The following is a 12956-nucleotide window of genomic DNA, read 5'->3' as shown; positions in this document are numbered from 1 at the left end:
GCGCACAGGGTTTGGAACAGGGTTTGGAACATGTTTTCCACAGCCTACAAGCCGAGGTCCTCGTTGATGAGCACCACCTTGATGCGTCCCTTGGGCAGACATTTCTCGGTGATCGTCCAGACATTGCAGATGCGCTGGGGCGAATCGCAGTCCATGCAGGTGCCGGTCTTGGCGCACGGGGTCTTCATGTCCAGGCGCATGGCGTTGATCGGGGCGGAGTATTCCTTGATCCGGTTCATGGCGCGCTCCAGATCGGGCACCAGTTTGTTGCGGCCCACGAGCACGATGACATTCTTGGGGCCAAAGGTGATGGCCCCGCAGCGGTTGCCGTACATGTCGAGGTTGACCAGACAGCCGTCGGCGGTGACCGCGTTGGTGCCCGTGAAATAACAGTCCACCAGCAGGGCGCGGCGGCGCAGTTCGTATTTTTCGTCGGCAGAGAGGCTCTGGTCCCACGGGTCCATGGCCGCATGGTCGCTGCTGGCGCGCAGCCGGTCGTAGAGGCCGGTGGCCAGCAGAGTGGCGGATCCGCCCCAGGACACGGTCTTGGGGCTCAGTTCCGGCAGTATTTCTTTGACCACCAGATCCCCGGCGGCCAGGGCCGTATCGGCCAGATACACGTCAAAGCCGTTGCCTGAGAGTTGCAGCTTGAGTTCGCGAAGCGCGAGGTCCCAGTATGCGTCTATGGGCTTGTCCATGGTTGCTCCTATAATCTTATGTAATGGGTGGACGCCCGCCAGGGCCGGTGAAAGAGGCGCAAGAAAAGTCTCGCCATCCGATGCAAAAACCTGTAGCAGATTCCGCGGTCGCGAGGAAGCCCTGTCAGGCCGCGAAACCGGGACGCCCGCCGATTTTGGTCTTGACTGGCGTGGTGGCTCCGGTTATATGCTTCCGTTCGACAGAGTTTTTTCCCATGAAATTCTACTCTCAGGAGATATTGATATGAAACGTACCTACCAGCCCAGCAAATGCCGTCGCAAGCGGACCCACGGTTTCCTGGTGCGCTCCCGCACCAAAAACGGTCGCGCGGTGCTCCGTCGCCGTCGCGCCAAAGGGCGCAAGAGATTAACCGTCTAGTCTGGGACAAGGAGCGCCGACTGCTTGGCAGCCCCCAATTCACGGCATGTTACGAGCACGGCAGGAAGCGGTTCACCAAGCGTTTCATTCTGTTCGTGCTGCGACGCGACGACGGCCCCAGTGGCCTGCGTCTCGGCCTGACCGTCAGTCGGAAAATGGGGAACGCGGTGGCGCGCAACCGGATCAAAAGGGTGGTGCGCGAGTACTTCAGGCTGCATCAGTACGACTTCGAACTGCCTCTTGATATCGTTGTCGTTCCCAAGCGGAACCTTGAGGCCAGCCAGCTGACCCTCGCCCTTGCCACAGAAGAGTTCTCTCCGCTTTTATCCCGCGCCAAGGCGGAAGCGGCGGCCTCTTAGAGAGGAAATGATGCGCTCACTTTTTCTGGCGCTCATTTGGTTTTATCAAAAACTCATCTCCCCCCTGTTGCCCCCGGCGTGCAGGTTCTCTCCGACGTGCTCAGAGTACGCCAGGGAAGCTGTCACCCGCCACGGGGCGTTCAAGGGCGGCCTTCTTGTGTCGTGGCGCCTCCTTCGTTGCCAGCCTCTGTGTCGCGGGGGCTATGACCCCGTCCCGGCCATTTGGCCCACCGACAAACTCAAAGCGAGAATCATTCCATGGAAAAGAAGGAGCAAATCCGTCTTGTCATTGCCCTGGCCCTGAGCTTTATCGTCATCTTCGGGTGGCAGTACCTCATGGCTCCTTCGGCTGAAGAGCAGGCGGAGGTGGCACGCAAGGCGGTCGAGGCCGAGCGCAGGGCCGTAGCGCTCTCCAGCCAGAGCGACGCCGCCGGCGTCACTCAGGCGCATGGCGTCCCAGCCGGTGATTTCATCGCCACCGCAGGCGTTGCCGTAACCGTGGACACGCCCCTGTATACGGCGGTCTTCAACTCCCAGGGCGGCATTCTCGAAAAATTCATCCTCAAGAACTATCGGGAGACCATCAAGCCCGATTCCCCCAACGTCGATCTGATCGGTGCCAACGCCTTTGCCAAGGGACCGCTCGGGCTGATCCTGACCGCGGGCGACAAGGAATTCCACACCTGGCAGCGCGGTGAGTGGGCCTTTGCCGGGTCAAACCTCGCCCTGGGCGAGGGCGATGGTGTCAAGACCCTGACCTTCTCCGGCCAGTCCGGCGATTTCCGCATCGAGCGCACCCTGACATTCGACCCGGCCACCTACCACATCACCGAGTCGGCCATGGTCACCACCCTGGGGAACACGGGCGTCGAGGGAGCCGTGTCCTTCACTGCGGCAGCCAAGTCCATGTCTGCCGAGGACGACAGCTACAACCCGACCAAGGTGGCCTACCTGAGCGCCGATGGCCGCGAAGAGATGAGCGACCGCGACGACCTCAAGGAAACAGGGATAACCTCTCCATCGGGGCTCAAGTGGGGGGCCGTGGAGTCCAACTACTTCCTGTTTGCCATCATCCCGGCCAGCGAGAGCGCGACCCTTTCCGCCGGAGTTCAGGACGACATCTTCCGCATGGCCGTCAACGAGGACGCCACCTTCCTGCCCAACGTCACCAAGACGGTCAAGGCGTCCTACTTTCTCGGACCCACGGACCGCGACATGCTGGCCACCATGCCCAACCAGCTTGAGAAAGCCGTGGATTTCGGCTGGTTCGACTTCCTGGCCAAGCCGCTGCTCATCGGCCTGAACTTCTTCTACGACTACGTCCACAACTACGGCATTGCCATCATCCTGCTGACCATCGTCATCAAGCTCATCTTCTGGCCCCTGTCCCAGCGCAGCTACGCCTCCATGGAGCAGATGAAGAAGCTCCAGCCCATGGTCCAGAAGCTGCGCGAGAAGTACGGCGACGACAAGCAGCGGCTCAACCAGGAGACCATGGCCCTGTACAAGACCTACAAGGTCAACCCCATGGGTGGCTGCCTGCCCATGGTCGTCCAGATTCCGGTTTTCTTTGGCCTGTACAAGGCCCTGCTCGGCGCGGTCGAGCTGCGGCACGCCCCGTTCATCGCCAATGTGCCCTTCACCGACCTGCCCTGGCTGGCCGACCTCTCGGCCAAGGACCCGTACTATGTAACGCCCCTGATCATGGGCGCGACCATGTTCCTGCAGCAGAAGATGACCCCCAGCGCGGGCGATCCGACCCAGCAGAAGATCATGATGCTTATGCCGGTCGTCTTCACCTTCATGTTCCTGCAGTTTCCGTCCGGTCTGGTCATCTACTGGCTGCTCAACAACGTCCTCTCCATCGGACAGCAGCTGCTGATCGTCAGATCCTCAAAAAAGAAAGCGGCCGCAAAAGCCTAATACCGCCCCCGGGGGCCTCCATCCCCGGCACTGAAGGATAGACACATGAGTGACTTCAAGGAATTCCAGGGCAAGAACCTGGACGAAGCCATCGAAAACGCCTGCGACTACTTCAACCTCAAGCGTGACCGCCTGGAGATAGAGATTGTTGGCGGCGGCTCCACCGGCATCTTCGGCATCATGGGTGTCAAGAAGGCCATGGTCAAGGCGCGCCCTCGCGCCCAGGTCAACACCACGGACATCCTCAACGGCGAGGCCGAGCGGGAACAGCGGGAGACCACCCCCAAGGCCGAGGACCGCAAGCCCGAGCCCAAGGCCAAGCCCGCACCGCGCCCCGATGGGGAGGGGAGAAAGCCCCGTCGCCCCGAGCCCGCCCCGGAGCGGCAGCCCGATCCTGACAGTCAGCCCGATCCCGACAGGCAGCCCGCCTTCCTCTCAGCCGAGCCCGAAGACGATATCAACGGCAACGTGGACCAGACGGCCAAACCTCCTCGCAAGCCCCGCGAGCGCAAGCCCCGTCCCGAAGGGCAGCGCGAAGGCCGTCCCGAAGGGCAACGTGAAGGCCAGCGCGAAGGCCAGCGCGAAGGACAGCGCGAAGGTCAGCGCGAAGGTCAGCGGCCTGACGGACAGCGCGGCAACGGCCAGCGTTCCGAGAAAGCCCGCTCGGACAGGCCGCGCTCCGAGAAGCCCCGTCAGGACAGGACTCGTCCGGAAAAACCCCGTCAGGACAGGGTGCGCAACGGCGACCGGCCTGATCGCGGACCCCGCGAGTCCATGCCCCGCGACGCCATACCCCGCGAACCCGTTGTCCGTGATATGGAAGAATTCGACGACCAGCCGCGCGCCAACATGGCCGATTTTGATCCGGTCATCCTTGAAAAGATCGTGCACGAGGTCATGGTCCAGCTGCTCACCCCCATCATCGGCGAGACCAAGCTCGACATCACCCTTGAATCCGACCGGGTCAAGGTCTTCATCGACGACGAGGAGAACAGCGGCCTGATCATCGGACGTGAAGGGCAGACCCTTTCCTCCATCCAGTATCTGGTCAACCGCCTTGTCTCCCGCAAGATGGAAGCCTCGGTGCGCATCCAGGTGGATACCGGCGACTACCGCGAGCGCCAGGACGACAAGCTGCGTCAGGTGGCCTGGCACCTTGCTGAAAAGGCCGGGTCCATGGGCCGCACCCAGTCCACCAAGCCCCTGTCTTCCTATCACCGGCGCGTGGTGCATCTGGCCTTGCAGGACAACGAGGATGTCTTCACCCGCTCCAAGGGCGACGGCCCCATGAAGCGCGTGCTCATCGTTCCCAAGACCCGCAAAAGCGGCAACCGCTCCTCGCGCGACTAGCGATCCGCCGGGGCCGGGTGGGCACGTCCTCCCGGCCCCTTTTTTCCTCGCCGCGCACCCCTGCCCGGATCGCGCCCAGGCAGACCAGACCGGGCAGGACCGGGGCGTAGCGGTCACAAGAACCCCACCGGCACGATCCGTGCCCCGGAGTGCGGCATGCTCGATCCCCGACGCTCCCGAGACACCATCGCCGCCATCGCCACCCCGCCAGGCGACGGCGGGGTAGGCATCGTCCGCATCAGCGGCGACAGGAGCCGGGCCATTGCCGCCCGCATCTTCAGGCCCGCCCGCGCCTCCTTCACCGAGTTCATCCCCTACACCCTGCACTATGGCCGCATCGTTGATGGCCGGGACGCAGTCCTTGACGACGTTCTCGTGGCCTGCATGCCCGGCCCTGGCTCCTACACCGGCGAGGATGTGGTGGAGATCAACTGTCACGGTGGCCGCGCCGTGCTGGCCGCCGTGCTCGAAGAAGTGTTGCGCTGCGGAGCCAGGCTGGCCGAGCGCGGCGAGTTCACCTACCGCGCCTTCATGCATGGCCGCCTCGACCTGACCCAGGCCGAGGCCGTGGCCGAGATGATCCACGCGCCCACCCGAAGCGCCGCGCACCTGGCCCAGGCCAAGCTCTCTGGCCTGCTCGGCCAGCGCATCGCCGCCCTGCGGACGCGGCTTGAAGCCTTGCGCGCAGCGCTCGCCGTGGCCGTGGATTTCCCGGACGACGAGGTGGAGTGTCTGCCGCCCGAAGCGCTGGCCGGGGGGGTGGCCGGGGTCCGGGTTGACATCATGGACCTGCTTCGGGCCGTGGACCGTACCAGGACGTGGCGCGAGGGCGCGCTGGTGGTCCTGGCGGGCCGGGTCAACGCGGGCAAGTCGAGCCTGATGAACGGTCTTTTGGGACGCACCAGGGCCATTGTCACCGACCAGCCCGGCACCACCCGCGATTATCTTGAGGAGACCGTCACCCTCGACGGCCTGAGCGTCCGTCTGGTGGATACGGCGGGCATGCGTGCCGACACCGCTGCTGCTCCACGCATAGACGCGGTCGAGGCCGCCGGGATGGCCATGGGCCGCGAGCTGATGGACCGGGCCGACCTCGTGCTGCTCTTGGCCGACGGCACCGCCCCCTTGGACAGCGGGACTCTGAGCCTTGCCACCGTACTCTCCCCGGAGCGTACCCTGGCGGTCCTGACCCGGCGCGACCTGCCGGGGTTCGATCCGGCCCACGGCGCGCCCCTGGCCGGGTTGGGCTTTGAACTGGTGGAGATATCGTCTGTCACGGGCCATGGCCTGGACACCCTGTGTGCGCGGGTCCGCGAGCGGGTGCTGGCGGGCGCGGGCCAGCCCGATCCCGACGAGCTGGCCCCCAATGCGCGCCAAGCCGCCATCCTGGCCGAGGCTGCCGAGGAGCTGCGGCAGCTTGAGGCAGACGCCCTGGCCGCCGTCCCATACGATTTGCTCGGCGTGCGGCTGGAGACGGCCTGCGTCACACTCTCGTCCATCACCGGCGAAATCACCTCCCAGGAGGTGCTGGCTTCCATCTTCGACACCTTCTGCATAGGGAAATGATCATGAACAACGCACCGGAATCCACTGAAATCATTGATGTCGCCCACGTCACCTGCGGACTCATCCCGCTCATGCAAACCCACCTGGGCGGTACCCTGCCCGAGGTCGAGAGCGTGGCCTTCAGAATCCGTCAGGGCATAGAGACCGAGCTGTGGAGCTCGTTCGGCACGGGCCGCGACTGGCGACTGGTGGAGATATCTAAGGATCTCTTTACCGACGTGGCCCGCTTTGTCCGGGTGGAGCAGGACAGCCTTGACCCGCTGGGGCTGCTCGAATTCTAGCGGTTCCGATTCATTTCTTCGGACGTGCCATGACACCATCCGGAGCCGACGTGGTGGTTTCCACGCGTCGGCTCCGGATGTTTTTCGTGCGAGTGCCTTGAGGGGAAAAGCGCGGGCTGATGGCCGCACCTTACTCCGGACTGCGCTCCATGTCCGCCAGCAGGATGTCCAGGGCCTGGACCGAGATGCGGATTTCGAGGAAGGATATCCAGAGCGAGATGACGAGGAAGAGCAGACTCAGGCCGAACAGTCCGGCCCCGGTCAGTTCCCACTCCTGAAACAGGCAGACCATGGAGAAGATGCAGGTGAGCATGGAGAGGACGCCGTAGCCCTGCATGCGCCGGATCATGTGGACCCGCACGCGCAGGTTCTCGATCTGCTTGCGGGTGGATTCGTCCTTCTCGCCCCGATACTTGTCATGCAGGGTGCGGATGCGCGCGCCAAGGGACAAAAACCGGTTGGTGAAAGCGAGCATGAACAGCGAAATGGCCGGAAAGAGCAGGGCCGGGGTGGTGACGGAAATCTGCATGCGTGCCTCCTGTGGCATTGGCCGGGGCAAGGAGTCGGGGGATCACTGTCGCGCGCCAGGGACTCGTCGCTGCCAGGGGTTGAAACCTAAATGAAACCGTTGGTTAGATGAGGCCGAGGCTCAGGGCCGCTCCGAGCATGAGCAGGAGCACGCTCACCAGGAGTCTGACCGTGGTCAGGGTGACCTTCTTGAGCAGGCGGCTCCCGGCAAACGAGCCGGCAAAGGCCGAGGCCGTTGCCGCGGCAAGAAGCGGCAGATTGTCCGAGATCAACCGGGAGCCTGCCACTCCGCCGTATATGCTCAGCCGCGAGATGTCCACGACGCATGCCAGGACAACGCCTGTGGCGACAAAGGCCTCCTTGGACAGCCCTGCGCCCAGGAGAAAGGCGCTTCGGAACGCGCCCTGGTTGCCGGAGAGGCCTCCGAAAAAGCCGCTCACCGCACCGCCCACCGGGAGCCATGACGGCGCAAAGCGGTACCCCGAACCTTTCGAGCGGATTTCGAGACAGGCGAAGAAGAGGATGAGCAGGCCGATCAGCAGCTTGATCGGAGAGACCTCGAAGTCGGCTCCGAACAATTCGTATCGAAACAGGCTGGGCAGCCCGGCGACATGGATCAGCAGCCACGCTCCGGCGAGGCTGGCGAAAAAGGCCGGAATCCCGAAGCGGAGAACAACCCGGTAGTCGGCCTGCCTGCCGAACAGGAGCAGCTTGAAGGCGTTGTTGGCGAGGTGAACCACGGCGGTCATGGCCACGGCGGTTTCGATGGGGAAGAAGACGGCCATGACCGGCATGAGCACGGTTCCAAGGCCGAAGCCGGAAAAGAGCGTCAACCCGGACACGGCGAGACTCACCAGACAGATGACGAGGATATCCATTGTGTATTGCCTTGCGTTTGTTTGGACACCAATCGGACTTGGTTCAGGGGCCGTTGCCGGGTTGTCTTCATGCGGCGGGCGGATCAGGAAGACATGCCGTCATGCTGCCCTGTCGACGAGTGTGCTTACAGGTGGTCTGAGCTCGGTGTTCAGTCTGGTTTGACAATCCACAGCGCACAATAAAGTTGTTCGCTGGAGACGGCAAGCCTCAAGTCCCTGACTCGGGCTTTTTGCATCAAAAAGCGCGAAGCAGTTTCATTTGGCCTGAGTTGAAACTCAGAATAGTCAAATCCATGCCAGGATCTCCAGGCGAGGGGTGGAGTCAGGAGGAAATCAGCCTGAACCGCCTCTACTACTCCTCCGTTTCTTGTTCTTGAATCCCGCAATCGGCAAAGTGTTGGGGCCACTCCCGGCATGTCGTCAGCATCTCCTCCACGATCTGCTCCGCCTTCGCTTGAGAGAGTCCAAAGGGCGCGACATCGCTCAGGGCGTTGTCCAGGCTGGCCACACCGCCTGAGGTGCCGCACCTGAGTGCCAGACGGTACGGACTGGAGGTCAGGGACGTGGGCACGATGCCGTAGGCCGGGGCCAGCTCCACCCGGTTGCGGTTGACAGAAAAGCCGCTTCTGGTTTGCTGCGTTTATAGCGACCAGAAGCGGCTTTTGTTAACAACTTTATTGTTCTCCCACAAACATTGTCGGCGAACAGTAAAGTTGTTAACTGAAGACAGCAAGCATCAAGTCCCCGACTCGGGCTGTTCGCATCAAAAAAGCGTCAAGCAGCTTCAATTGGCCTGCGCGCTCATTGTGAATATCGAAAATCAGCTTCACCGACGGGTCACTTCACACTGTACAGGCGCAGGGCTTCTTCTGGGCCGCAGAGCCTTCCTGCGGCTAGAATTCATAGGTTAACTTCAAGCTGCCGGTCACGCCCTCGCGTTTGCCCACATACCCCTGTACGCCGAGGTCCAGGGACAATGGCACCGATGCCCACGGTGCGGACACAAGCCCCAGCTCACAGGTGCCGGTGTCGCCCCTCATGGATGGAACAGCCATGTCAAGCCCGTTGGTGGTGGCGCGGGCCATGCCGTCAAACTCATGCTCATAGGCCGCGCCAATGTAGGGAGTGATATACTCACTCACCGCGTGGCTGAAGCGCGAGCCGAGACGCACACGGCTGGAGTCCACATCCTTGAAACTGATGTTGTCGCCGGTAGACAGCGTGACGGAGTCGCCCTCCTGCCGCGTCCAGAAGTATTTGCCGTAGAGGTCAAGCGAGGTATTCTCCGCCATGCTCCAGACATATCCGGTTCCCAAATGCCAACCGTAATACGTGGATGACGAATCGTATTCCGCGCTGCGTCCGGCTGCATTGCGCAGATCGTACGAGTCATATTCGTTTTCCAGGCCACCCGCCCGGCCCGAGGCTTCGACATAGAAATTGCCGGGGCCGGCATTGGCTAGATCCACACGGCCAAGGACACCGCCGCCAACATAGCGGGTGCTGCCGTCTCCCTTGACCGAAGCGGCAGCGCTGAAGGAATTGTAGGTATTGTACGAGCCGCTGCCGAATTCGACAAACGGCCCGACAGTCAGACGGCCGAGGGAACTGTCGGCTCCCCAGGCCAGACCGGCCATCAGGGAGACACTGTTGATATCTACATGCGAGCCGGAATTATACCGCATGGAACCGCCGGAAACCGCACCAAATCCGGCAGGGGCACCGGCGCCGCCGGCAACCCCGGCCTTGGCCGCGGAAACGGCAGAATCCATGCCCTGCCCGGCGGCCACGTCCGCACCTTGCGTGACCATGCCCAGGCCGGAAACAAAGCCCTCTGAAAGCGCCTTGGACTGTTCATTCACTGCAGCCCCGGTTGAGGAGACCTTGGCCAACAGCTTGTTGTTTTCGACTGTGAGGTCAAAGTTGTACACCAGGGTCACGCCCTGCATGCCCGTGCCGCTCGCCCCGGCGTTGAGGCTGCCATTGGTGACCAACGCCGCGGCGTTGATGAGCGTTATGCTGTCGCCTTTCAGCAGGGGTGAGGAACTGCCGTCAATGCCCACATTAACGATGGAAGACCGCCCGCCGCTGCCTGTCAGGTCTGCCGTGCCGGTCACTGTCAGCACGGTATCGTCCGCAGACAATGTGGAAGGCAGGTAGAAGTTAAGATGCTCAAAATTGCTAATCGCTTTCGCCGTCAGCCCAGAGGTTTTAACATTCAAGGTGTTGCCGCTGAAAGCCTCAGAGTTTGCACTCCCCCCGTAGAGGCTTGCGGCTGTCAGATTCGGGGAACCGCTGATGGTCACGGTATTGTGTGTGGCCTGTCCGGTGGTTCCTCCAGAGGCCTGCCCGCCGTTAACATCCCAGAGGATAGTGCCACCGCTGATGGTCACAATATTGTTTCTGGCGTCTGCACTGCCGGAGTTTGCATCGGCATACCCGCCCCAAACTTGCGAAACGGTACCGCCGCTGATAGCAACGGTATTGCCGGAGGCAGCAGCGTGTGTTGACCCGCCATGCGCAGAAATTGCTATCCCGCCGACAAGGTCAGCTAGGGAACCTCCGTTGAAGTTGACACTATTGCCGGAGGCCGTAGCGGTGTAACTGCCGTAACTTTCGATCTTAGCCGAGCCGCCATATGCGGAATACCCTTGCCCCCCGTTGATCGTCACCGTATTATCTGAGGCAGTCATTGACGAAGACTTTTCAGATTCAGCATATCCTCCATATATACGGACACTAATACCTCCTGCATATGGTGTTGCACCGCCAGGATCTATGGTTACTGTGTTGCGACTGGACGCCACATCCCCCTCGGTGGTTTCTCCGAAAAAATACCCACCGTATATTCCTTTAGTGACGCTCCCGCTAATGATGGTCACGCTATTGTCTGATGAAAAAGTGTTCTCTTTATGCGCATCGATACTTGACCCACCAATGCTTATAGCCCCGCCTTCGGTCGTGGGGTTGCCTATCACATCAGGATTGGTGTCAGTCCCGTCATACGTCACGGAAGCGGCAACGCCATTTTGTGGCAGCAAGAGAATGAATCCAAGCGAAAACACGGCGCAAAACAACAGAGCAACACGAGGCGGCGAAGAAAGCCTTGCGCTGCACAAGGTGTCAGTCAATCCTTGGGAAAAAAACATGTAATGCTCCAGATACTATTTTGATTTTTCTATTTATATTTCGGATCCAAAATGTGCGCTTACCATGCCGTTGAAGCGACTCTAGTCCGTCGTGAAAAGCCTTTTTCTCGAGCTTGGACAGCCCCCAGTCTGCGTTGCACCTTTATTCCAAGCCAAGGGATAACAGGGCGGACAGCGGAACAGCCCGTCTATGAAAAAAGCACAACCAACTGAGTATGTTAGAGGCATGACGACCCCCTTGGGATACGCTAAAGATCGGTTCGTTTTCCCTGACCTCTCTGCGCATGGATACTATTGCCCCCACTTAATCCATTCATGGCTGTCCGTCTGTCCGGCAAAACACGTACAAGGGGAATTTTACAGCAATGATGAAAGGTTGACTCCATCGCATGTGTCGCTTGCCATTCCGAGGACTGCAGGACTTGTCGTCTGCGGGTTGTCGGTGAGTAATAAAGTTGAGAACTGTATCGCTCGCTAACTCGCATAGTTACTGGTAACCTTTTCCCCTCAAAAACAATAAAGTCGAGAACTAGATGAAGTCCAGATTTCACTTATATATAAATTGAGTAATAAAGTTGAGAACTGATCTCCATGGCCTGACCATGGTCAATGTTCATAGGTGTAGGTGAATAATAAAGTTTTTTAGTGAACAGGTCAAAATAGCCAACTTTTTGAGGTAAAAAAGGAGATTTGAATAGTATGGTTTTTAAGTCGTCAGTTTTTATTGTCAAATTTGGTTACTTTTTTGAATAATAAAGTTGGGGCTGTACCAGATAACTCCTCTGGGTTATCATTATGACAATGAAAAAAAGCCGTTTAGGGAAAGAAAAGCAGCTCCGCTTGATAGAGCATTTTGTGGCTGGTACCACAGCGCGTTGTGCTGCTAATCTGGTTGGTGTGAATATTAAAACTGCCGCTTATTACTTTCATCGGCTCCGAGAAGTCATCACAGAAGAGACCAATAATGAAGGGTTACTTTCTGGCGAATTCGAGGTGGATGAAAGCTATTTTGGAGGCAGGCGAAAAGGCAAGAGAGGGCGTGGTACAGCGGGCAAGGTTCCCGTTTTTGGAATTCTTAAAAGGGGCGGGAAGGTATACGCACAGGTGATTCCTGATGCCAAAAGCAAAACCTTGTTGCCAATTATTCAGGAAAAGGTTCAACCTGATAGCATCGTGTACTCTGACTGCTGGCGTGGCTATAACGTATTGGATGTTTCTGAGTTCAAGCACTTCAGGATCAACCACTCAAAACTGTTCGCAGACAGCCACAATCACATCAATGGCATTGAGAACTTTTGGAACCAGGCCAAGCGCCATATGAGGAAATTTAATGGTATCCCAGCCAAACATTTTCCTCTATTTTTAAAGGAATGTGAGTGGCGTTTTAACAACAGTAATCCACGAAGTCAGTTTAAACAATTGAAACAGTTGGTTAAGAAACATATGGGCTAGTTATCTGGTACAGCCCCATAAAGTTTTTAAGTAGAGCTTACTATCCCATTACCGTTTCAGCAGACTGACACGGTTAAACTACGTACTCTTCACGCCTATTCCTTCCGATTAAATTCTCCTTCAGATTGTCTTACTATAGAAATTATAGATGAACTCGTTAGAAATTTCGAGAAAAAGCCTATGATGAATATTTATTTGCTCATCTATGCTTTGTTTGTTATAGACTTCCAACTCATCTGGCGGTGATTCCTGGGGTGGAACTTCAACCAAATGATATCTGATTGTTATTAAAGCCAAATTCGTCGTGAGGCGGAGACGGAAAACCACGGATCTCAGAAGAGATAGCCGGGTTACCGATTGGAGTATCGTCACAACTCCAACTCTCTTCTTGCA

At 59.0% G+C, this 12956-nt stretch carries 12 protein-coding genes and 1 riboswitch; of the genes, 8 read left to right on the top strand and 4 right to left on the bottom strand.

Translation table 11 applies throughout. The features are described 5' to 3' along the window. Positions 1-44: 44 nt before the first annotated feature. Positions 45-698 carry a lactate utilization protein gene (locus DAES_RS12940; RefSeq protein WP_013515481.1) on the bottom strand — a complete coding sequence of 218 codons (654 nt, stop codon included), beginning with the start codon at positions 696-698 and terminating at the stop codon, positions 45-47. Between the two features lie 244 nt (positions 699-942). On the opposite strand from DAES_RS12940, the gene rpmH reads away from it, so the two are divergent. From rpmH to DAES_RS12915, 7 genes are all read left to right on the top strand, one after another. Continuing rightward, a complete protein-coding gene (rpmH, locus tag DAES_RS17420) occupies positions 943-1077 on the top strand; it encodes a 50S ribosomal protein L34 (RefSeq protein ID WP_013515480.1) in 135 nt (44 codons plus the stop codon). After that, complete coding sequence (gene rnpA / locus DAES_RS12935) at positions 1065-1436, top strand: ribonuclease P protein component (RefSeq protein WP_013515479.1); 372 nt, start codon at positions 1065-1067, stop codon at positions 1434-1436. The genes rpmH and rnpA overlap by 13 nt, the downstream gene beginning before the upstream one ends. Positions 1437-1446: 10 nt before the next feature. Then, entirely contained in the window at positions 1447-1740 is a 294-nt protein-coding gene (gene yidD, locus DAES_RS17415; RefSeq protein ID WP_013515478.1) for a membrane protein insertion efficiency factor YidD, read from the top strand. Further along, a complete protein-coding gene (yidC, locus tag DAES_RS12930; protein WP_013515477.1) occupies positions 1695-3359 on the top strand; it encodes a membrane protein insertase YidC in 1665 nt (554 codons plus the stop codon). Before yidD ends, yidC begins: the two co-directional genes overlap by 46 nt. 45 nt (positions 3360-3404) lie before the next feature. Then, positions 3405-4709, top strand: coding sequence for a protein jag (locus tag DAES_RS12925; protein ID WP_013515476.1), 1305 nt, complete (start codon positions 3405-3407; stop codon positions 4707-4709). 156 nt (positions 4710-4865) lie between these two features. Further along, positions 4866-6275 carry a tRNA uridine-5-carboxymethylaminomethyl(34) synthesis GTPase MnmE gene (gene mnmE / locus DAES_RS12920; protein ID WP_013515475.1) on the top strand — a complete coding sequence of 470 codons (1410 nt, stop codon included), beginning with the start codon at positions 4866-4868 and terminating at the stop codon, positions 6273-6275. 2 nt (positions 6276-6277) lie between these two features. After that, positions 6278-6556 carry a hypothetical protein gene (locus tag DAES_RS12915; RefSeq protein ID WP_157864864.1) on the top strand — a complete coding sequence of 93 codons (279 nt, stop codon included), beginning with the start codon at positions 6278-6280 and terminating at the stop codon, positions 6554-6556. Positions 6557-6686: 130 nt separating this feature from the next. On the opposite strand, the gene DAES_RS12910 is transcribed toward DAES_RS12915, so the two are convergent. From DAES_RS12910 to DAES_RS12895, 3 genes are all read right to left on the bottom strand, one after another. After that, on the bottom strand, positions 6687-7085 hold the full coding sequence (locus DAES_RS12910) for a DUF2721 domain-containing protein (protein ID WP_013515473.1): 399 nt from the start codon (positions 7083-7085) through the stop codon (positions 6687-6689). A 103-nt stretch (positions 7086-7188) separates the two neighbouring features. After that, entirely contained in the window at positions 7189-7962 is a 774-nt protein-coding gene (locus DAES_RS12905; RefSeq protein ID WP_013515472.1) for a sulfite exporter TauE/SafE family protein, read from the bottom strand. Between the two features lie 893 nt (positions 7963-8855). Continuing rightward, entirely contained in the window at positions 8856-11111 is a 2256-nt protein-coding gene (locus DAES_RS12895; RefSeq protein ID WP_013515471.1) for an autotransporter outer membrane beta-barrel domain-containing protein, read from the bottom strand. An 801-nt stretch (positions 11112-11912) separates the two neighbouring features. Here DAES_RS12895 and DAES_RS17410 point away from each other — a divergent pair. Then, positions 11913-12563 carry an IS1595 family transposase gene (locus DAES_RS17410; protein ID WP_157864955.1) on the top strand — a complete coding sequence of 217 codons (651 nt, stop codon included), beginning with the start codon at positions 11913-11915 and terminating at the stop codon, positions 12561-12563. A gap of 282 nt (positions 12564-12845) precedes the next feature. Further along, positions 12846-12921, top strand: a riboswitch (cyclic di-GMP riboswitch). Positions 12922-12956: the final 35 nt, after the last annotated feature.

Source organism: Pseudodesulfovibrio aespoeensis Aspo-2, from assembly GCF_000176915.2.
Classification (GTDB): domain Bacteria; phylum Desulfobacterota; class Desulfovibrionia; order Desulfovibrionales; family Desulfovibrionaceae; genus Pseudodesulfovibrio; species Pseudodesulfovibrio aespoeensis.
This window is presented reverse-complemented; position numbering and strand designations above follow the sequence as displayed.